We start from the raw sequence: 20227 nt of genomic DNA on the forward strand, positions 1-20227 counted from the left end.
TCACCTCCGAATTAAGGACGCAGCATTATGGGCGGATTGCTCGAAGGCAAGACCATTCTCATCACCGGCATCATCACCGACGCGTCGATCGCGTTCCACGCCGCGGCCATGGCGCAGGAGCAGGGTGCCAAGGTGATCATCACCGGGTTCGATCGGCTGCGGCTCATCGACCGCATTGCGCAGCGGCTGCCCAAGGAGGTGCCCCCGGCGATCGAGCTCGACGCCACCAACGAGGAGCACCTCGCCGCGCTGGCGGACCGAATTCGTGAAGTAGCGCCGGAGGGTATCGACGGAGTTCTGCACTCCATCGCATTCGCACCTCGCACCCTGATGGGCCCGGATGCCAAGCCGTTCCTCGACGGCCCCGGCCCCGACGCGGCGAGGGCATTCGAGATCTCGGCGTGGAGCTACGCGTCTCTCGCGCGTGCCGTGCTCCCCGTCATGAACGAGGGTGGCTCGATCGTCGGAATGGACTTCGATCCGCGGACGTCGATGCCGTACTACAACTGGATGGGCGTGGCCAAGGCTGCTCTCGAGTCGGTGAATCGTTACGTGGCACGGGAAGTGGGCGCAGCCAAGCGTATCCGCTCCAATCTCGTTGCAGCAGGGCCGATCAGGACTCTTGCTGCCAAGGCGATTGCGGGCACCGCGACCGGCGATGCGGCCAAGATGGACCAGCTGAACGTGTACTGGGACGGTGCCGCTCCCATCGGATGGGACGTCAACGATCCGACCGTCGTCGCCAAGTCGATCGTTGCGTTGCTGTCGGATTGGCTGCCCGGAACCACCGGGTCGATCGTGTACGTCGACGGCGGAGCGAGCCACAACACGTACCTGCCCGAAAACATGTGACACGTCGGTGAGCGGAGTCCGACGTGGGCTCGCTCACCGTAGGTTTCGTCGACCGATTGTGCCCCTGCCGCAGCCCTGCTGCGACAGGGGCACAATGGATTCATGACCACCCCTGGAGATTTCGACGCACTGTTGGTGCTCTCGTTCGGCGGACCGGAAAAGCCCGCCGACGTTCGCCCGTTTCTCGAGAACGTCACTCGCGGACGTGGTGTGCCGCCCGAGCGTCTCGACGCTGTCGTCGAGCACTACATGCACTTCGGTGGCGTGTCACCGATCAACGAACTCAATCGCGACATCATCGCCGCACTGCAGGCCGAGTTCGATTCGGCCGGAATCGAATTGCCGATCTACTTCGGTAATCGCAATTGGCATCCGATGGTCGAGGACACCGTTGCGACGATGAAGGCGGACGGCGTCCGCTCCGCGCTCGTCTTCCCGACTTCCGCGTGGGGCGGGTATTCCGGGTGCAGGCAGTACCACGAGGACATCGCCAGGGCCCGTGCATCGGTGGGGGACGACGCCCCGCATTTGCTCAAGATCCGTCAGTACTACGACCACCCGTTGATGGTCGAGGCGTTCGCCGAGGCCGTCGATGCCGCGCGCAGGTCTCTGCCGGAGGAGCATCGGGCAGGAGCGCGGCTGGTGTTCACCGCGCATTCCATTCCGTCGGCAGCCGACGCCAATGCAGGCCCACCCGCGGATGGTGGCCACCTGTACAGCCGGCAGGTTGCGGAGGCGTCGCGTCTGGTCGCGGCCGCATCCGGCAGCACCGAATACGATCTGGTGTGGCAGTCTCGTTCCGGACCACCGCAGGTTCCGTGGCTCGACCCCGACATCTGCGATCATCTCGAAGCGCTGTCCGAGAAGTCCGTCGACGCGGTGATCGTGTGCCCGATCGGTTTCGTGTCCGACCACCTCGAAGTGGTGTGGGATCTCGACACCGAAGCCGAGGAGAAGGCCCGTGAACTCGGGATGGCGTTCGCTCGCGCGGGTACGCCCGGTTCCGATGCTCGATTCCCGAAGATGATCAGGGAGCTGGTGGACGAATATCGCGTCGGCGGGACGTGCCGAGGACTCGGCAGCGTTCCCGGCTACGGATCCACCCTCGACGGCAATCGATGTGCCGTCGGATGTTGCGAGCAGCCGACGCGTCCGTCACGGCCTGCGACGGCACCTGCCTGACTGGCGGCTCCTGCCTGTTCGCGTCCCAGCCCCGACAGGACCGCTACGTGTCGGTCCTGTCGGTCATCGGGCCGACTGCATCGAGGCACCGATGCTCGTCGCCACGGCGATGGTCCGGGCCGTGCGCACGGCGGCCCACAGCGGCCGGACGAGTTCTTCTCGGGCGGCCGCTGCGGCGGCAGTCGGTGCCTCCGAGGGAGCCGATCCGGCGGCGACGGTGAGGATGGCCGCGACCCGATCGGCCGATTCGAGCACTCGGAAGGCGCGTTCGGACATCTCGGGGGGATAGCGGTGCCGTGCAGCGTCGGCGATCAGCTCGGCGATGCGAGTGCGCGGGTCGGCCTCGAGAGTGCGGGTGGGGAGCGATTGCATCTGTGCGAGTGCATCCGCCGCGCCGCGCACGGCCTCGCGCATCTCGTACTCGGCCTCACCGAGACCTCGATCTCGGTGGGCGTGAGAGGGAACGTCGATCGAATACACGGTCCAGCGCAGCACGTCGGGGCCCTCGACGACGGGTACCACCCCGATTCCGGCGGAGCCCGGGGTACCGATCATCACCGCCTGCTCGGCACCGATCGCTGCACGAGAGAATTCTGTCCGGGCCGGCAGTTCGGCCACTGCGCCCGCTGCGGGCAGCACCAGACGTATCCGTTCCTCCCCGGCTGCGGGTGAGGGTCCTGCGTTCGCGGCGGTTCGGACCGCGGCGAGCGCCCCGGCGATGCCCTCTGCGTAGCCCGGAAAGCGCAGCCCGTACGTCGTTGCTGCTTCGTTGTCACCGGCACCGACCAGATGCATCGGTGCCCACTCGGACATCGCGTCGATGACGTCGTCCGGCGAACCGGCACCGGCCAGCCAGGAACCGGCCCACAGGGCAAGACTTGCACTCGGAGAACACACGACTCACGAGCATAGGTCGGCGTGGCGAACCGTGCTCGGGACGCCGGTATCGCTAGCGTTGGTCGCCGTGAACGACATGTACGGCGGAGACATTCTCAAAGGGCACAGTCGCATGCGGAAGGTTCCGGCACCGGAGGTGCCGGCCGAGCGCGGCATGGTGGTCGAGGACGCAGGTTCGGGTTATTGCGGTGCTGTGGTCGGCTTCGAGCGCACATACGACGGAGATTTCGTCCGACTCGAGGACGGCGCCCGAACGACGCGACTGTTCGCCCTGCGCGAGGCCGCATTTCTGATCGACGGCCGCCGGGTGACGCTGGTCCGCCCGAAGCCCGCGACCGCGGCCAAACCGACCAGATCGGCGTCCGGATCCACCAAGGTCGAGGGCCTGCGAGCCCGGACGGCTCGTGCCAGCCGTATCTGGGTCGAGGGTGTGCACGACGCGGCCCTGGTGGAAAGCGTGTGGGGACACGACCTTCGAGTGGAGGGCGTGGTCGTCGAACATCTCGAGGGCCTGGACAATCTGGGGGAGCGGTTGGCCGATTTCGGCCCCGGCCCGGGCCGTCGCGTCGGGGTCCTGGTCGACCACCTGGTGACCGGGTCCAAGGAATCGAAGATGACCAGATCGTTGGGCGAACACGTTCTCGTCACCGGCCATCCGTTCATCGACGTGTGGGAGGCCGTCAAGCCGTCGGCGGTCGGCATTGCGGCGTGGCCGAAGATTCCGCGCGGTCAGGACTGGAAGACCGGAATCTGTCGAGAGCTGGGCTGGGGAACTCCGCAGGAAGGATGGCGGCGGGTGTACTCGTCGGTGTCGAGCTTCCGAGATCTGGAGGCTCCACTGATCGGTGCCGTCGAACAGTTGGTCGATTTCGTCACCGAGTAGCTGTTACGACCAGCTGATCCGTCGGCGGATGTCCGATTCGTGCCAGGATGGAGCTTGTGGCAGCGATCTTGTGGCTCATAGCGGCGGTTGTGCTTGCCGGTGCCGAAGCACTGACGGGGGACTTCTTCCTACTGATGATCGCCGGCGGTGCGCTCGGTACCGCCGGGGTGTCGGCGTTGACCGACTTCCCGGTATGGGCAGACGCAATCGTTTTCGGCGTGTTGTCGTTGGCGTTGGTTCTGGGTCTGCGTCCGATCTTGTTGCGGCGCTTCGCACATCCGCCGGACACCCCGATGGGGGTTGCGGCTCTCACCGGTAAGAGCGCAGTCGTGCTCGAACAGGTCACTGCGCACGAAGGCCAGATCAAACTCGGTGGCGAGGTGTGGACCGCGCGTCCGTTGGACGAGACAGAGGTCTACGCCCCCGGTACCACCGTGACCGTGATGGAAATCGACGGTGCCACCGCCGTCGTATGGAAGGGACCGTAAAGCCAGTGGAAGCACTCATAGCACTGGCCGTCATCGTTGCGTTCGTCGCCGTGTTGATGGCCAAGTCCATCTCGATCGTCCCGCAAGCCGAGGCAGCAGTGATCGAAAGACTCGGTCGGTACACGCGTACCGTGTCCGGTCAGCTCACGTTCCTCGTCCCGTTCGTCGATCGCATCCGTGCGAAAGTCGATCTGCGAGAACGGGTCGTCTCGTTCCCGCCGCAGCCGGTCATCACCAAGGACAACCTGACGGTGTCGATCGACACCGTCGTCTATTTTCAGGTGACCAATCCACAGTCGGCCGTGTACGAGATCAACAACTACATCGTCGGTGTCGAGCAGTTGACCACCACCACGCTGCGTAACGTCGTCGGCGGAATGACGTTGGAAGAGACTCTGACGTCCCGTGATTCGATCAACGGTCAGCTCCGAGTGGTGCTGGACGAGGCCACCGGTCGGTGGGGTCTTCGAGTCGCCCGCGTCGAGCTCAAGAGCATCGACCCGCCACCCTCGATTCAGGAATCGATGGAGAAGCAGATGAAGGCCGACCGCGAGAAGCGCGCGACCATTCTCACGGCCGAGGGGCACCGTGAATCGGCGATCAAGACAGCCGAGGGCGACAAGCAGAGTCGAATCCTCGCTGCCGAAGGCGGTAAGCAGGCGGCCATCCTCACTGCCGAGGGTGAGCGGCAGTCCAGAATTCTGCGGGCTCAGGGTGATCGCGCCGCGAAGTACCTCGAGGCGCAGGGGCAGGCGAAGGCCATCGAGAAGGTCTTCGGTGCCATCAAGGCGGGTAAGCCCACTCCAGAACTGTTGGCCTACCAGTACATGCAGACGTTGCCTCAGATGGCGCAGGGCGACGCGAACAAGGTGTGGATGATCCCGAGCGATTTCGGCGACGCTCTCAAAGGGTTCGCCAAGACCCTCGGAGCCCCAGGCGAGGACGGGGTGTTCCGATACGAGCCCAACGAGTCCGCGGGCAACGAGCCGAAACCCGAGGACGACTCGGACGAGGTTGCGGAGTGGTTCGAGACCAAGACCGATCCGGCTGTCGCCGAAGCCGTCAAGGCCGCCGAGGCGGTGGCCCGTAAGCCGGTGGACACGTCGTTGGCCGCATCTCCGGAGCTGTCCAAGGGTATGGACATCGGTGCCCTGTCGGCATCTCCCGAGGCAGAACCGGAAGCGCGCTGATCACGAATTGATCGCGAATCCCACGCCCGCTGCCGCCAGTGCCCACAGAACGCTGGCGAAGGTGCCGATGATGAACTGTTCGGAGGCGTGGGATTCGCGCAGTTCGGGGTAGCGCGCAAGTCCTTTGACCGCCAGTACGATGGCGATTCCCTCGGGCCAGCCGGTGAGAATGGATACCGCAACCGCTACACGTTCGAGAATTCCTATCGTCAACCCTCCACGCAGCGGCTCGACCGGCTCGTCGTCGGTCGAGTCGTTCTGTCGTCTGGCGACGCGAAAGACGCTCGGCACCACGGCGGTGCCGCCGACGGCGGCCACGGCAACGCTCAGGACGACTCCGACTGCATGACCGACGCCGTGTGCCGGCCCGGCGAGCGTGGCAAGCACAGCGGCTGCGGTGAGCAGAGTCGAGGCAGCCACAGTGGGGACCCACAGCCTGATGCGGTCGCCGGCCGGGACGAGGGCGACACCTGCCGTCAGAGCCAGAAGAACGAGGGCGACGACGATCATGACGTGTGACTTCCTGTCGCGTCAGCCGCGTTCAACAACCTCGCGGCAAGGGTGCGGCCGGCATTTTCGACGTGCCAGCCGGCGACGGAAAGTCGTTGCGACATAGCCTGTTTGCTGATACCGAGCCTTTCGGCCGCGTCGGTCTGCGACATTCCCTCTGCCATGAGCGCAACCGCCTCTCGGCCCTGGTCCGAGCGACGAGCGACGAGTATGGCAACCAAGGTCGATGCGGTTTCGGCGTCCTCGGCCGCTTCCGGCTCGGGTCCGGTGACGGCGAGCGCAGCAGGCGCATTCTTCGCTCTGGTGACGGCGTCTCGGGCAGCCTCGAATGCCTGGCCCCGGCCGGCGCGCGTCGTGTCGGGTAACGGAAGCTCGACCGAACCGACGCCGATTCCCACGCTCCAATGTGGCGTCGCCACCAGGTCGAGGGCGATCGCGACGACGGTTGCTGCGTCCTCACAGACGGCCTGGACCTCGTCGCCTGCGGTGCGTTCGAACGGGCGGATCAGATCGAAATCGCGATACCGGTCCAGTAGATCGGGCACGCGATCGATGTCACGTCTGCTGCGACGCTGGTCGACGGTCATCACGAACATGCGACAAGGCTAGAGCGTTGATTTGATCAAGTCAAGCTTCCAGGCTTGATTGTCCCGAATCAAGGTTCTCGCCCTGACGCCTGTTCTCCGGTGCCGATGCGGCCTCACGAGTCCGCGACAAACGCCAGTCGACGAACAACCCGCTCACGCCGATCGCAATGCAGATCCCGGACAGCACCAGCAGTACCGGATGGGTCTGCCCGCCGATTGCTCCACCGATCACCACGATCCCGAGGGTGCCGGGCAGCATGCCGGCGGCAGTGGCCAGAGCGAAGGGGACAAGCCGAACCGCCGACACACCGCAGGCGTAGTTCACCAGAGAGAAAGGCACCGGGGCGATCAATCGCAGAGAGCCGACCGCGAGCCACCCTCGTCGGCGCAGGCTCTCGTCGACAGAGTCGAGAGCTGAATGCGACATTCGCGCCGCCACGGCTTCTCGCCCGATCGCCCGAACCAACAGCAGGGCGAGGACCGCGCTGACCGTAGAGGCGCCGATCGTCACCGCCAGACCGGTGAATGGCCCGAACAGCACTCCGGCGCTCAATGTGAACAGGGTTCTGGGAATGGGTGCAATGGTCACCAGTGCATGGACGGCGAAGAACACGAGCGGAAACGCAGGACCGACCGAGGTGCCCCACTGGCGCATCTGCTCGACACTCGGATGCGGGGCGAACACCGCAACGACAGCCAGGACGACGATCGCCGCCAGTAGCGCGATCAGACGAAGGTCGCGCAGGTGCCGGGTCACGAGAGGCAAGAGTACCGGCGTGAGATGACAGAACGGTTCGGGAGCGGAGCCTGCGGAGTGACCCAGGGGGCGGGAGCGGAGCCTGCGGAGTGACCAGACGGTTCGGGAGCGGAGCCTGCGGCGTGGGTCACCGAACGTGAGGTGATCCTCACGATAGCCTGCACGTAGGTGGGGTTAGCATCACTTCAAGTCGGGTGTAGGACTGCCCGCCGAACCGAGGGAGCAGCACACGTGTCCATCGCGTCGCACGAAGATGCCGCACGCAGTGCCCACGCGGCCTGGCAGCAGGCGGTGGCCGGGGTCCTGGCCAAGTCTCGCCGGGTCGATGTGGCCGATCTGCCTGCCGATCCCGAACATCTTCTCGATTCCACGACGTACGACGGAATCACGGTGTCTCCGCTGTACACCGCGTTCGACGAGCGCCCCGAGGGTCCGTTGCCGGGGCAGTTTCCGTACCTGCGGGGGCGTGATCCGCATCGGGACGTCAACGCGGGCTGGAAGGTGCGCACGCGTCACGGTTCCGACGTTCGTGACGGTGTGCCCGCGCTGAACGGTCAGATCCTCGATTCGCTCGCCAACGGCACCAGTGCGCTCTGGTTGACGGTGGGGTCGCGTGGGTTGGATCCGTCGGATCTGTCGGAGGCTCTCCATGGTGTGCTGCTCGAGCTGGCCCCGTTGACGATCGATGCCCGCAGGGATGTTCGCGCGGCAGCGACGGCACTGTTCGACGTTCTCGATGCGGCAGAGATCGACGATCGCGCCGCCGTCGACGTCAGACTCGGAGTGGACACTCTCACTGCTGCAGTGGCAGGCACGGAATCCATAGAGATGGCCGAGGCGCTCGACCTGGCCCGCGCGTGCATCGACCGCGCCGAGTCGATGCGTGCCATCACCGTCGACGGCACCGTGTTCCACAATCTCGGTGCGTCGGATGCGCAGGAACTGGGTGCGTCGATCGCGGCCGGGCTCGAGTACGTCCGATCGATGACCGAGAACGGTGTGGCAATCTCGGATGCTTTGCGCCAGATCGAGTTTCGATTCGCAGCAACCGACGACCAGTTCCAGACCATCGCCAAGTTTCGCGCTGCTCGCACTCTGTGGGCACGGATTGCGCAGGTGTGCGGTGCGCCCGACGCCGGTGATGCTCCTCAGCATGCGGTGACGTCGGAAGCGATGATGTCGCAGCGCGATCCGTGGGTGAACATGCTGCGTACCACTCTTGCGTCGTTCGGCGCCGGAGTGGGTGGTGCGGATTCGGTGACGGTGCTGCCGTTCGACGCGGCACTGAACGGTGGCGCCGCCGGAGTGTCCAAGACGTTCGCTGCCCGTATCGCGAGAAACACTCAGTTGCTCCTGCTGGAGGAAGCCCATCTGGGTCGGGTTCTGGATCCGGGTTCGGGCTCGTGGTACATCGAGGAACTCACGGCTGCGGTTGCCGCGACGGCGTGGGACTTCTTCCAGACCATCGAAGCGTCGGGCGGATTCGCTGCAGCAACCGCGGACGGTTCGCTGGTCGCCGACATCGAGAAGACCCGTGCAGAGCGCGAGTCCGACATCGCGCATCGCATCACTCCGCTGACCGGTGTCAACGAGTTTCCCAATCTGGCCGAGGCCCCCCTGACTCCCGAGCAGACGCAGCCTGCCGGCTCGGCACCCGTGCATCGGTACGGCCGGGCATTCGAGTCGCTCCGAGATCGATCCGATTCTTATCTGGCCCAGCATGATTCGCGACCCCAGGTGCTACTGGTCCCGTTGGGGACCGTCGCCGAGCACAACGTCCGGACGACCTTCGCGTCCAATCTGTTGGCGTCGGGCGGAATCGAAGCTGTCAACCCCGGCCCCCTGGGCGTCGACGCTGTCGCCGGTGCTGTCGAAGCGTCGGGAGCCTCGATCGCCGTGGTGTGCGGAACCGACAAGCGCTACGGCGACGAAGCCGCTACTGCCGTGGATGCTCTGCGTGCAGCAGGGGTCTCGCGGGTCTTGCTCGCCGGCCCGGAAAAGATCTTCGCCGGCGTCGACGGCCCGTCCCGTCCCGATGGATTCCTGACCGCAAAGGTCGACGCCGTCGCCGTGCTGACCGAACTTCTCGACACGCTGGGAGCCTCGAAGTGAGTACCGACGAGAACCGAATCTCGCACACCATCGGCAGTTTCGCCGACGTACCGCTGGTCGATCCCGACGAGCCGACGCCGTCGCCGCCGTCCGCGGAGGACGTGGCCACACACGTGAAGAACGGTGCCAAGGCCAACTTCTACACCCCTGAGCAGGTGGTGTGGTCCACTCCCGAGGGCATCGACGTCAAGCCGGTGTACACCGAGGCAGACCGGGATGCCGCCGAGGCCGAGGGCTACCCGTTGCACAGCTATCCGGGTGCCCCGCCGTTCCTCCGCGGGCCGTATCCCACGATGTACGTCAACCAACCGTGGACCATTCGCCAGTACGCCGGATTCTCCACCGCAGCCGAGTCCAACGCCTTCTACCGCCGCAACCTCGCGGCCGGGCAGAAAGGCCTGTCGGTGGCGTTCGATCTGGCCACGCACCGGGGCTACGACTCCGATCACCCGCGAGTGCAGGGTGACGTCGGAATGGCCGGTGTGGCAATCGATTCCATCTACGACATGCGACAGCTGTTCGACGGTATCGACCTCGGTAGCGTCTCGGTGTCGATGACGATGAACGGAGCGGTGCTGCCAATTCTGGCGCTGTACGTCGCCGCCGCGGAGGAGCAGGGCGTCGGGCCGGAGAAACTCGCCGGCACCATCCAGAACGACATCCTCAAAGAGTTCATGGTGCGCAACACCTACATCTATCCGCCGAAGCCGTCGATGCGCATCATCTCGGACATCTTTGCGTACACCAGCGAGAAAATGCCGAAGTACAACTCGATCTCCATCTCCGGCTACCACATCCAAGAAGCCGGTGCCACAGCCGATCTCGAACTCGCCTACACCCTCGCGGACGGTGTCGAGTACATCCGAGCCGGCCTGGACGCCGGCATGGACATCGACACGTTCGCGCCGCGACTGTCGTTCTTCTGGGCCATCGGAATGAACTTCTTCATGGAGGTTGCCAAGCTCCGCGCCGGGCGGCTGCTGTGGGCCGAGCTCGTCCAACAATTCGAGCCCAAGAGTGCCAAATCCCGTTCCCTGCGCACTCATTCGCAGACGTCGGGTTGGTCGCTGACCGCACAGGACGTGTTCAACAACGTCGCCCGCACCTGTGTCGAAGCCATGGCCGCGACCCAGGGCCATACGCAGTCCCTGCACACCAACGCGCTCGACGAGGCACTGGCGTTGCCGACCGACTTCTCGGCCCGTATCGCCCGCAACACTCAGCTACTCATCGCGCAGGAATCCAACACCGTTCGGCCGATCGATCCGTGGGGCGGGTCGCACTACGTCGAGTGGCTCACCCATCAGCTGGCGAATCGGGCTCGCGCACACATTGCGGAGGTCGAGGAAGCGGGCGGCATGGCGCAGGCCATCGGCGAAGGCATTCCGAAGTTGCGCATCGAGGAGGCGGCGGCTCGTACCCAGGCGCGCATCGACTCCGGCCGACAGCCGCTGGTGGGCGTCAACAAGTACGTGCCCGACGAGCCCGACACCATCGAGGTACTCAAGGTCGAGAACTCGAAGGTGCGAAAAGAGCAGATCGAGAAGCTCGAGCGTCTTCGTGCCGAGCGGGACACTGCCGAGGTCGAGGCGGCACTGGCGAACCTGACTCGGGCCGCAGCGTCGGACCAGCCGGGCATGGAGAACAATCTGCTGGCTCTCGCCATCGATGCCGCCCGCAAGATGGCCACCGTCGGTGAGATTTCCGACGCCTTGGAGAAGGTCTACGGGCGCCATCAGGCGGAAATCCGGACAATCAGTGGTGTGTACCGCGACGAGGCAGGTAAATCCGAGAACATCACCCGCGCCACCGCGCTGGTCGAACAGTTCGCCGAGGACGAGGGCCGTCGTCCTCGTGTTCTGGTGTGCAAGATGGGGCAGGACGGACACGACCGAGGCCAGAAGGTCATTGCCACGGCGTTCGCCGACATCGGCTTCGACGTCGACGTCGGTCCGTTGTTCCAGACGCCCGAGGAGGTTGCCCGGCAGGCAGCGGACAACGACGTCCATGTCGTCGGAGTGTCGTCACTGGCGGCGGGCCATCTGACGCTGGTGCCCGCCTTGCGACAGGCCTTGGCCGACGTCGGGCGCGAGGACATCATGATCGTCGTCGGTGGCGTCATCCCGCCCGGCGATTTCGACGAGCTCTACGCAGCGGGTGCCGCGGCGATCTTCCCTCCGGGCACCGTCATCGCCGACGCGGCGATCGGTCTGGTGGAGAAGCTGTCCGTTGCGCTCGGGCATGCACCACGCGAGGCCAACGCCTGAATATGAACTCTCCGAACAAGGGCCGCGTCATCGACATCGATGCGGTGGCCGAGTCGGTCCGAGCGAACGAACGATCCGGGCTCGCCCGGGCGATCACGTTGGTCGAATCGACCCGCTCGGATCATCGTGACTTGGCACAGCGGTTGCTGCTTCGGGTGTTGCCCGACGCCGGCGGATCGCACCGGGTGGGCATCACCGGGGTTCCGGGGGTCGGGAAGTCGACGTTCATCGATGCGCTCGGAATGCGGTTGATCGAACAGGGACATCGGGTCGCGGTGCTTGCGGTCGATCCGTCGTCGACGCGGACCGGTGGTTCCATCCTGGGAGACAAAACCCGGATGTCGCGTCTCGCGGTGCAGGAGAACGCGTACATCAGGCCGTCGCCGACCTCGGGAACGTTGGGCGGAGTCGCACGCGCGACGAGAGAGACCATCGTGTTGCTCGAAGCCGCAGGGTTCGACGTGATCCTGGTCGAGACCGTGGGCGTGGGCCAGTCCGAGGTGACGGTCGCGAACATGGTCGACTGCTTCACGTTCCTCACGCTTGCGCGTACCGGGGATCAGTTGCAGGGCATCAAGAAGGGCGTTCTCGAACTCGCAGATCTGGTGGCCGTCAACAAGGCCGACGGCAAGCACGCGACCGACGCGAAGAACGCGGCGCGAGAGTTGGCGGGTGCACTGCGGCTGATTTATCCGCACGATGCGATCTGGAAGCCCCCGGTGTTGACGATGAGTGCCATCGAAGGCACCGGCCTCGACGAGTACTGGAACACGGTGCTCCGCCACCAGCAGGTGCTCCGTGACGCAGGCGAGTTCGCCGAGAAGCGGCGCAAGCAGCAGGTGGACTGGACGTGGACGATGGTCAACGATCAGCTACTGCGTCGGTTGGCTCAGAGCCCGTCGGTGAAGGCAATTCGAGACGACGTGGAATCTCGCGTGCGCGACGGGTCGCTCACGGCGGCGTTGGCCGCTCAGGAGCTACTCGACGCCTTCGATTCCTGACGCCTGCTGTCCCTACTGGGCGGGGTACAGAGTCGCCGCCAGCTCGCCGACGCGTTCGACGAGCTGATCGAAGAACGCCTGAGGATCGGCGTGGGTGGCGATGGCTGCGTTCGGAGGCCTGCCCCACATTCCGCGCCAATCCGCCACCGTCGTTCCGCGAGTGAGGGATCCGACCAGCTCCACGTCCACGGTCGCGTGCCGATAAGTGGCGATACCCGGTTGCACCGCCACTGCTGCGGCGAACGGATCGTGCATGTGGGCCAGGAACCCCTGATCGTGATCGCGATGGAATTCGAAGTAGAAGCGGACCGCGTCCGAGAAATGACGCACGATCGGGTTCGAGGCCGTCGATCGCGCCCCCGGCGCATCGGTCGACGAGATCAGCTCGGCCGGAACGCTTCCGGCGCGTTCACCGAGAAGGCGAATATGCTCGGGTGTCATCTCTATGGTCTCGGTGATGTCGAGTGCGCAGACGATCGGGCGGCGGTCCTCGGGTAGTCCGGAGAAAGCGGCGAAGACCTCCGCTGCAGCCTCGGGGTCCACCGCGATGTTCCACTCGCTCGTCGGCGTCGTGTTGCCCTGATGCTGAAAAGCACCACCCATCAACACCAATCGCTTCAACAGCCGAGGCAACTCGGGGTCTCGGCGAACCGCCAGCGCGAGATTGGTCAGCGGACCGGTGACGAGACCGGTGATCTCACCCGGTCGCGAGCGAACCAACTCGATCCACATCGTGGTGGCATCGCGTGCGGACAGGTCCCGACTCGACACCGGCAGCTCCGCATATCCGATGCCCTGCGGCCCGTGAGTGTCCTCGGTGGTCATCAGTGGTGCCACCAACGGCACCTGCGCACCGAGCGACACTTCGATATCGGCCGCGCGGCACAGGTCGAGCCAGGCCAGGTTGTTCGCGGCGACTTGGTTCACCGGCACGTTACCGGCGGTGGACGCTATGCCGAGGATCTCGGCCTCGTCGGTGGCCAACAGGTAGAGCAGTGCGAGCGAGTCGTCGATCCCGGTGTCGACGTCGACGATCATCGGTACGGTCATGCGTTCACCCGAGTCGTCGGGTTGTGGCGGACCGGGAAGTTGACCGATCGGGCGATGAAGCACTTGGCTGCGGCCTCGGCGTGCAGTTCCTCCGCACGGGTCACCATCGAGGAATCGGCGACCGTCACTACCGGAGCCAGGGTCACCTCGACGAACTGTCCCGAGCCGTCGGATTGCTCGGTCATGACCCCGGTGGGGGAGTCGACGTAGTCGGTGACGGTCACGTGCGACGCGGCGGCCAACCCGAGGTACCACAGCATGTGGCAGCTCGACAGCGACGCCACGAGTAGCTCCTCTGGATTCCACCGCTCGGGATCGCCGCGAAAGCTCGGATCGGAACTGGCCGAGAGATCGGGTTTTCCGGGTGCCGTGACCAAATGATCGCGGTCGTATGCGGCTGCATTCGCCGTCCCGTGTCCGCGATTGCCGGTCCAGCTCACGGCCAGGGCGTAGTCATGGGTGGGCATGGGTCCATCGTGCCAGGCCGCCGTCCACCGTCGTCACGCACGCCGGGGAGTCCTGTCCGTATTGCGATCAATGCGCCAATTGTCTAGGTAGTGGCCAAGATTCGATCGACCGACCTCTACCTGGGGGAATGCACGCTCGTGCGTGCCGATGTCCGTTTCGGTGTTTGTATGCTGGTCATTGCGCTCGCTAACGTTGCTGCAATGACGGTTGCGCAAGGTCCAGAATCGCCCGAGTCGTCACCCCAGATCCCGAAATGGGGCCAGCGCCACGTACAGCGTCTGCGGCGTGACGCATTCTTCAAACGTATGCGTCGCAAGCCGGCGATGTCGGAAGAAAGCATCACGGTCGTGGACCAGCCCATGCTCAAGCGGGCCGTGTCTGCTGCGGCACTGGGCAACACGATGGAATGGTTCGACTTCGGTGTGTACGGCTATCTGGCCGCGACACTGGGCAAGGTGTTCTACCCGGACGCGTCACCCGCAGTCCAGTTGCTGTCGACCTTCGCCACGTTCGCGGCCGCGTTCGTAGTACGGCCACTCGGTGGACTCTTCTTCGGCCCTCTCGGCGACCGCATCGGACGCCAGAAGGTCCTGGCCGCCACCATGATCATGATGTCGATCGGTACGTTGGCCGTCGGACTGATTCCCAGCTACGACTCGATCGGAATCTGGGCTCCCATCCTGCTGCTCGTCGCCCGCTTGGTTCAGGGGTTCTCCACCGGTGGTGAATACGGCGGTGCCACGACCTTCATCGCCGAATATTCACCCGACAAAAGACGAGGTTTCCTCGGCAGTTGGCTCGACTTCGGCACTTTCGTCGGATACGCGATGGGGTCCGGATTAGTGACAATTCTCAATGCGGTACTGGGCGACGCCACCATGATCGAATGGGGCTGGCGCATACCGTTCTTCATTGCTGGGCCGATGGGCATCATCGGTTTGTACCTGCGCCTCAAGCTGGAGGACACCCCCGCGTTCCGCAAGCAACTCGACGAGCACGACTCCAAGGTCAAGGCGCAGGAGACCGGACGCAGCTCGATCGGAAAGATCTTCACGGTCCATTGGAAAGCACTGCTCATCTGCATGGGAATCGTGTTGCTGTACAACGTCACCAACTACATGGTGACCTCGTACCTGCCCACGTACTTCACCGAGGTGGTCGGTCGCAGCCAGCTCAGCGCCGATCTGTTGGTCCTGTCCGCGATGGTCGTGGTCGTGTCCATCATCGTTGCCGTCGGTCGGCTGACCGACCGAATCGGCCGCAAGCCGGTGTTCGTGTTCGGTGCCATCGGACAGATAGTCCTGGCCATCCCATGCTTCCTGCTGATTCAGCGCAGCGGATGGATCGGGCCTCTGATTGCGTGCCTGCTACTGGGAGTGGTGCTGGCGTGCTTCGCCGCACCCAGCGCCTCCACCTTGCCTGCACTGTTCCCGACGCGCGTGCGCTACGCCGCACTGTCGATCGGATTCAACCTGTCGGTGTCGATCTTCGGCGGCACCACACCACTGGTCACCTCGGCCCTGGTCAGTTCCACCGGCAGCACCATGATCCCGGCCTACTACCTGATCATCAGCGGCGTCATCGGTCTGATCGCCGTCGGTTTCCTCCGCGAGTCGGCTACTCAGCCGCTCGATGGTTCTCCGCCCCAGGTGGATTCGACCGAAGAGGCCAAGGATCTGTACACCGAGGCGTCTGCGCTGACCGGGAGTAGCTCCGCAGACCGGTCAGCGCGGTAACCAACCGGCCTCGTCGCTACCCCAGACGTGAGCCGGGTACGCGTAGTCGGAGTAGCAGTCGAACACCGGTCTCGCTGCCGTCACCGAGCCGTGCGTGACCACGCACTCGGGTGGCGGTAGCGCGGCGGGGCCGTGTTCGGGGTCGCGCCCGGGAAGACCGGTCAGCCACGCCGCGGTCGCTGCGAGCGCGACGTCGACCGGTGCCGCAGTGCCCGACCCTTCTACGCGCGCCGCCAGTTCCGAGACGATTCCGGCAGCCAGCAGATAACCGCTCGCATGATCGAGCGCCTGAGCCGGGAGCCGACCGGGCCGACCGTCACGGCCTTCCAGAACAGAGATACCGCAGGCGGCCTGAACGAGGCTGTCGAAGCCCCGCCGCCGCGACCAGGGACCCTCTGTGCCCCATGCGCTGATGCGCCCGTGGACGAGGTCCGCCCGGTCTTCGAGGCCGAAACGATCGAGGGCCCCCGGCCGATACCCGGTGACGAGCACGTCGGCCGAGTCGAGCAGCCCGAGCACCCGATCGAGTCCCTCCGCTGTGTCCAGGTCCAGCAGGGCCGACCGCTTGCCCTGGCCGTTCTCGAGATGCTGCCAGGGCAGTTCCGGGTGCCGGGGCGAATCGACACGGAGCACATCGGCACCGAGAAGTGCGAGAGCGCGCGTAGCGACAGGACCGGCAATCACCCGCGTCAGATCGAGCACCCGGATCCCCGCCAACGGGTATTCGGCACCCCGCGGCCGAAGCGACGGAAGCGGCCGGAACGACGGAATGCGCACTCGGGCAGCCGGATCAGCCGCACCTCGTGTAACGACCGGACCGGAGCTTGCAGCAATACCAGCGGGGTGAGCGGACCATTGTTCTTCCGTGCGCACCCGCACGGCCAGAGCGCCCGACGCCGCGCACAGCTCTTCGAGCTCGAACCCGGACATTCCGCGGAGTCGATCGCCGAACATGTCGATCGACTCCGCCGAGCCGGCGCCACCGAGGCCCACCACACCGAGCAATGCCTTTCGGTGGTGTGGGTAGTTGGCGTGGGTTCTCACCCAACCGTCGGACACCGGGAAGAAGCCGGACAGATCGGCGAAACCCTGCACCGGCTCGCCGTCGATCCGCAACACGGTGTCGCCCATGAACGACGCGGCGATACGCGCCAGGGACGCTGTCGGCGTCACCGCCTCGGATTCCGTCGTCACCGATCCCAGCGCGCTTTGCAACTGGGCGACGGCGGTGCCGAGGGCACCGACCGACTCGGCGGCGAGCGCCGCGACCGGAAGCGTCGATGCGAGATATCCAGTGGTGCCCGGCGTTCCCTGCACCGCAATCAGTTCCGCTTGGCCCAGATCTCCATGCCGGCCGCATTCAGACGGTCCACCAGAACGTCGCCCATGGCGGTTGCGGGAGTGAGAACTCCGCTGGCTTTCGGCAGTGCGTCTCCACCGAGAACCAGCGCGAGTGCGGACTCGGCGAGCATGACCGCCGTCGCCTTGTAGCCGGGGTCGCCGGACGCCTTGACCCGGGCCCGGTATCGCGCCCCGGACGTCGTCAGGGTGTATAGATCGACCGTGAAATGGCCCTTCTCTCGAGCCTTTTCACTGGGGCCGCTACCGGGCTTGGGCAGGATGCGATCGAGCACCTTGCCCGGCAGTACCGTCATGGCCGACACTCCGACGAACAGTCCTGCCGACAGTGCACCGGCGAGCACCGGGCTGACGACGGACGAGCCGACGCTCATCACCTCGCTGTACCGGAACTGCTTTCCGTAGGCCCAGTCTCGAAGTGCATTGGTACGCCGCACGACTCGTGTGTTGTACGAGGCCATCACGAACGGAGCCTTCCACCCGCGCAGGCTCGGATCGATCTTCTTTCCGTCGATGAGCACGGTATCGAGTTGGCGGCCGAGCTGGGGCTCGAGGCTTCGATCGGGGCTCAGCGAATACGGACGGGCCGCGATGCGTCGGGCCCGCTTGTCCTTCTTCATGGCCTCGATCTGACCACGGAGCGAGTCGACGGTACCGCCACTGACCCCGCCCGACATCGAGGTGACCACGAGCGTGGTGTCGGTGAGTTCGCCCGCATTGTCGGCCGTGACGGCCTCGTACAAAGCGTGGACACCGATGTCGGACGGAACCGAGTCGAACCCACACGAGTGGACGATCCTGGCACCGGTACGTTGTGCGATCTCGTGGTTGGTATCGATGCTCTCGCGAGCGAAGAGCACCTCGCCGGTGAGGTCGACATAGTCGGTTCCGGCCTCGGCGCACGCAGTCGCCAGTGGCATGCCGTACTTGGCATACGGGCCGACCGTCGTGATGACGACTCGGGTCGATTCGGCCATGGATCGCAGCGCAGCGGTGTCGGCGGCGTCGGCTTCGATGACGGGCCAGTTCTGGGCGGTGGGTCCCAGTTCCTTTCGCGCTGCCTCGATGCGTCCGGTGGACCTGCCTGCCAGCGCGATACGGGTGTCGGCAGGCGCGTGTTCGGCGAGGTATTTCGCCGTCAGCTTTCCTACGAATCCGGTGACGCCGTAGACGACGATGTCGTGGGTGCGGTCGGGGCCTGAGGTGAAATCCGAGTCGGACGTAGTCATGGTTACGACACTAACGCGGACGCCGCCGGCAGCGTCGGCTAGTGGGTCCAGGTGTGCACGGGTTCTCCCGTGTCCATCCTGTCCACGTAATCTCCCAACATCCCCGCGAGAGCCTGCTCCCGAGTATCGCCGGCCCGTTCGCGCGCGACGACGGCGGCTCGCTGCCACCCCGAACCCGACTGCTTGGCCAGGCACCGCGCTTCGATAATGCCGAGATAGCGGTCACGTACGGCAGAGTCGACGCCGTACGCGGCGAGACCGGCCTCGGCCATCGGAAGCAATCGGCGCAGTACCAGCTCCTGCGGACTCACCCAGCCGACCTCGGGCCAGTAGAGCATCGAATCGAACCCGCCGCGCGCCGCGGAGTGCACGTTCTCCTCGGCGGCATCGAACGACATCTGCGACCACAGGGGCCGATCGGCATCCGCGAGAGCCCGTACGGTGCCGTAGTAGAACGCGGCATCGGCGAGGGTGTCGACGACTGTCGGTCCGGCAGGCAGAACGCGGTTCTCGAGCCGGATGTGGTGCCCGTCGCCGGATCGATCGTAGATCGGCCGGTTCCACCGGTACACGGTTCCGTTGTGCATCCGCAGTTCCGACAGCGACGGTGTATCACCTCGGGCCAGAGCGGCTTTGGGGTCCTCTTCGCTGCACACCGGGAGCAGGGCGGGGAAGTAGCGCGAGTTCTCCTCGAACAGGTCGAAGATCGAGGTGATCCATCGCTCCCCGAACCACACTCGCGGGCGAACTCCCTGGTTCTTGAGTTCCTGCGGCCTCGTATCGGTGGCCTGCTCGAACAACGGTATGCGGGTCTCGTGCCACAGTGCACGCCCGGCGAGGAACGGCGAATTCGCGGCGAGCGCAACCTGAACACCCGACAACGCCTGTGCGGCATTCCAATACGACGCGAACTCGTCAGGGGCGACTTGCAGATGCAGTTGGACGGACGTGCAGGCCGCTTCGGGCAGAATCGTGTCGGTCACGATATCGAGGTTCTCGGCGGCCGCAGACCCGGGCAGACGCACGCCCGCGATCTTCAGTTCGATGTCCTCACCACGGGCGGCGAAGATCTGCTGGTTCAGTAGGTCGTATCGCGGATTCGCCGACAGCCAGCGGTGTTCGAAGTGTTCCTTCGTCAGAGTCGGGAGCATGCCGATCATGGCAAGTCGACTACCCGAGCCACGGGCCCGCTCGTCGGCAGCATTCAGCGATCGCCGCAGATCCGTCTCCAACTCGGCGATCGACGAGCCCCGCAGCGGTCGAGGATCGACGTTGATCTCGATGTTGAACTGGCCCAGCTCGGTCTGATAATCAGGATCGGCGATGGCGTCGAGTACCTCGGCATTGGCCATCGACGGTGCCATGTCCTCGTCTACGAGGTTGAGCTCGATCTCCATGCCGATCTGGGGTTCGCCGACCTGGAACGTCTCGTCGGCCAACATGATGGCCAACGCGTCTAGACAGTCCTGAACCTTCTGCCGAAACTGGTGTCGGTCCTGTCTGGTGAACTTTCGGCGTTCGACATCCTCGCCCATGGTGACCGCCTCACGCTGTGTCTCGGTGCCGTTCGCTCACGCGAGACGGCGTCGTTTCCGAGTATCGCAGCCCGGGGTTGCTCCGGGGCATCCACGTGCAGAATCGCCCGGAGGAACGACCCCG

18 protein-coding genes are annotated in these 20227 nt (G+C 65.1%); 9 read left to right on the forward strand and 9 right to left on the reverse strand.

Features of this window, described 5'->3' with window-relative positions:
- Nucleotides 1-27 precede the first annotated feature (27 nt).
- On the forward strand, nucleotides 28-852 hold the full coding sequence (inhA, locus tag ASH04_RS23650) for an NADH-dependent enoyl-ACP reductase InhA (protein WP_027497037.1): 825 nt from the start codon (nucleotides 28-30) through the stop codon (nucleotides 850-852).
- A gap of 102 nt (nucleotides 853-954) precedes the next feature.
- Nucleotides 955-2034, forward strand: coding sequence for a ferrochelatase (locus ASH04_RS23655; RefSeq protein ID WP_032365774.1), 1080 nt, complete (start codon nucleotides 955-957; stop codon nucleotides 2032-2034).
- 63 nt (nucleotides 2035-2097) lie between these two features.
- Here the strand turns inward: ASH04_RS23655 and ASH04_RS23660 are convergent, their stop codons facing one another.
- Entirely contained in the window at nucleotides 2098-2931 is an 834-nt protein-coding gene (locus ASH04_RS23660) for a hypothetical protein (RefSeq protein ID WP_027497039.1), read from the reverse strand.
- Between the two features lie 76 nt (nucleotides 2932-3007).
- On the opposite strand from ASH04_RS23660, the gene ASH04_RS23665 reads away from it, so the two are divergent.
- Genes ASH04_RS23665 through ASH04_RS23675 form a run of 3 tightly spaced genes read left to right on the forward strand, consistent with a single transcriptional unit; the run spans nucleotide 3008 to nucleotide 5492 of the window.
- Nucleotides 3008-3814: a DUF3097 domain-containing protein gene (locus ASH04_RS23665; protein WP_032365846.1), complete on the forward strand. Its 807-nt coding sequence runs from the start codon at nucleotides 3008-3010 to the stop codon at nucleotides 3812-3814.
- Nucleotides 3815-3870: 56 nt separating this feature from the next.
- On the forward strand, nucleotides 3871-4302 hold the full coding sequence (locus ASH04_RS23670; protein ID WP_027497041.1) for an NfeD family protein: 432 nt from the start codon (nucleotides 3871-3873) through the stop codon (nucleotides 4300-4302).
- Nucleotides 4303-4307: 5 nt separating this feature from the next.
- Nucleotides 4308-5492: an SPFH domain-containing protein gene (locus tag ASH04_RS23675; protein WP_027497042.1), complete on the forward strand. Its 1185-nt coding sequence runs from the start codon at nucleotides 4308-4310 to the stop codon at nucleotides 5490-5492.
- Here the strand turns inward: ASH04_RS23675 and ASH04_RS23680 are convergent, their stop codons facing one another.
- The 3 genes from ASH04_RS23680 to ASH04_RS23690 are packed head-to-tail and all read right to left on the reverse strand — an operon-like array spanning nucleotide 5493 to nucleotide 7346.
- The gene (locus ASH04_RS23680; protein ID WP_027497043.1) at nucleotides 5493-6002 is read right to left on the reverse strand and encodes a hypothetical protein; all 510 of its coding nucleotides are present in this window, start codon (nucleotides 6000-6002) and stop codon (nucleotides 5493-5495) included.
- Nucleotides 5999-6598 carry a hypothetical protein gene (locus tag ASH04_RS23685; protein WP_027497044.1) on the reverse strand — a complete coding sequence of 200 codons (600 nt, stop codon included), beginning with the start codon at nucleotides 6596-6598 and terminating at the stop codon, nucleotides 5999-6001. The genes ASH04_RS23680 and ASH04_RS23685 overlap by 4 nt, the downstream gene beginning before the upstream one ends.
- Before the next feature lie 31 nt (nucleotides 6599-6629).
- The gene (locus tag ASH04_RS23690) at nucleotides 6630-7346 is read right to left on the reverse strand and encodes a TVP38/TMEM64 family protein (RefSeq protein ID WP_156394641.1); all 717 of its coding nucleotides are present in this window, start codon (nucleotides 7344-7346) and stop codon (nucleotides 6630-6632) included.
- 231 nt (nucleotides 7347-7577) lie between these two features.
- Here ASH04_RS23690 and mutA point away from each other — a divergent pair, with 231 nt between their 5' ends.
- From mutA to meaB, 3 genes are read left to right on the forward strand one after another with little or no spacing between them, the layout of a single operon-like run.
- Nucleotides 7578-9458: a methylmalonyl-CoA mutase small subunit gene (gene mutA, locus ASH04_RS23695; RefSeq protein WP_057474704.1), complete on the forward strand. Its 1881-nt coding sequence runs from the start codon at nucleotides 7578-7580 to the stop codon at nucleotides 9456-9458.
- The gene (gene scpA, locus ASH04_RS23700) at nucleotides 9455-11725 is read left to right on the forward strand and encodes a methylmalonyl-CoA mutase (protein ID WP_032365779.1); all 2271 of its coding nucleotides are present in this window, start codon (nucleotides 9455-9457) and stop codon (nucleotides 11723-11725) included. The genes mutA and scpA overlap by 4 nt, the downstream gene beginning before the upstream one ends.
- Nucleotides 11726-11727: 2 nt before the next feature.
- Nucleotides 11728-12726: a methylmalonyl Co-A mutase-associated GTPase MeaB gene (gene meaB / locus ASH04_RS23705; RefSeq protein WP_032370517.1), complete on the forward strand. Its 999-nt coding sequence runs from the start codon at nucleotides 11728-11730 to the stop codon at nucleotides 12724-12726.
- A 12-nt stretch (nucleotides 12727-12738) separates the two neighbouring features.
- Here the strand turns inward: meaB and ASH04_RS23710 are convergent, their stop codons facing one another.
- Complete coding sequence (locus ASH04_RS23710) at nucleotides 12739-13776, reverse strand: nucleoside hydrolase (protein WP_057474705.1); 1038 nt, start codon at nucleotides 13774-13776, stop codon at nucleotides 12739-12741.
- A complete protein-coding gene (locus tag ASH04_RS23715) occupies nucleotides 13773-14243 on the reverse strand; it encodes an OsmC family protein (RefSeq protein WP_032370519.1) in 471 nt (156 codons plus the stop codon). Before ASH04_RS23715 ends, ASH04_RS23710 begins: the two co-directional genes overlap by 4 nt.
- Nucleotides 14244-14549: 306 nt before the next feature.
- Here ASH04_RS23715 and proP point away from each other — a divergent pair, with 306 nt between their 5' ends.
- Nucleotides 14550-15980: a glycine betaine/L-proline transporter ProP gene (gene proP / locus ASH04_RS23720; protein ID WP_370878783.1), complete on the forward strand. Its 1431-nt coding sequence runs from the start codon at nucleotides 14550-14552 to the stop codon at nucleotides 15978-15980.
- On the opposite strand, the gene ASH04_RS23725 is transcribed toward proP, so the two are convergent.
- Genes ASH04_RS23725 through ASH04_RS23735 form a run of 3 tightly spaced genes read right to left on the reverse strand, consistent with a single transcriptional unit; the run spans nucleotide 15969 to nucleotide 20103 of the window.
- The gene (locus tag ASH04_RS23725; protein WP_235580083.1) at nucleotides 15969-17297 is read right to left on the reverse strand and encodes a CoA transferase; all 1329 of its coding nucleotides are present in this window, start codon (nucleotides 17295-17297) and stop codon (nucleotides 15969-15971) included. The two genes, proP and ASH04_RS23725, sit on opposite strands and share 12 nt — an antisense overlap.
- Nucleotides 17298-17302: 5 nt before the next feature.
- Nucleotides 17303-18568, reverse strand: coding sequence for a saccharopine dehydrogenase family protein (locus ASH04_RS23730; RefSeq protein ID WP_032365784.1), 1266 nt, complete (start codon nucleotides 18566-18568; stop codon nucleotides 17303-17305).
- A 38-nt stretch (nucleotides 18569-18606) separates the two neighbouring features.
- On the reverse strand, nucleotides 18607-20103 hold the full coding sequence (locus ASH04_RS23735) for a glutamate-cysteine ligase family protein (protein ID WP_032370522.1): 1497 nt from the start codon (nucleotides 20101-20103) through the stop codon (nucleotides 18607-18609).
- Between the last annotated feature and the right edge of the window lie 124 nt (nucleotides 20104-20227).

Source organism: Rhodococcus sp. Leaf233 (genome assembly GCF_001426165.1).
Taxonomy (GTDB): Bacteria; Actinomycetota; Actinomycetes; order Mycobacteriales; family Mycobacteriaceae; genus Rhodococcoides; species Rhodococcoides fascians.

Bases quoted from the DNA above. Each gene is read 5' to 3' on its own strand.
- inhA (WP_027497037.1), top strand. From the start codon at position 28: ATGGGCGGATTGCTCGAAGGCAAGACCATTCTCATCACCGGCATCATC.
- proP (WP_370878783.1), top strand. From the start codon at position 14,550: ATGCGTCGCAAGCCGGCGATGTCGGAAGAAAGCATCACGGTCGTGGAC.
- ASH04_RS23730 (WP_032365784.1), bottom strand. From the start codon at position 18,568: ATGACTACGTCCGACTCGGATTTCACCTCAGGCCCCGACCGCACCCAC.
- ASH04_RS23685 (WP_027497044.1), bottom strand. From the start codon at position 6,598: ATGTTCGTGATGACCGTCGACCAGCGTCGCAGCAGACGTGACATCGAT.
- ASH04_RS23665 (WP_032365846.1), top strand. From the start codon at position 3,008: ATGTACGGCGGAGACATTCTCAAAGGGCACAGTCGCATGCGGAAGGTT.
- ASH04_RS23735 (WP_032370522.1), bottom strand. From the start codon at position 20,103: ATGGGCGAGGATGTCGAACGCCGAAAGTTCACCAGACAGGACCGACAC.
- meaB (WP_032370517.1), top strand. From the start codon at position 11,728: ATGAACTCTCCGAACAAGGGCCGCGTCATCGACATCGATGCGGTGGCC.
- ASH04_RS23655 (WP_032365774.1), top strand. From the start codon at position 955: ATGACCACCCCTGGAGATTTCGACGCACTGTTGGTGCTCTCGTTCGGC.
- ASH04_RS23710 (WP_057474705.1), bottom strand. From the start codon at position 13,776: ATGACCGTACCGATGATCGTCGACGTCGACACCGGGATCGACGACTCG.
- ASH04_RS23715 (WP_032370519.1), bottom strand. From the start codon at position 14,243: ATGCCCACCCATGACTACGCCCTGGCCGTGAGCTGGACCGGCAATCGC.
- ASH04_RS23680 (WP_027497043.1), bottom strand. From the start codon at position 6,002: ATGATCGTCGTCGCCCTCGTTCTTCTGGCTCTGACGGCAGGTGTCGCC.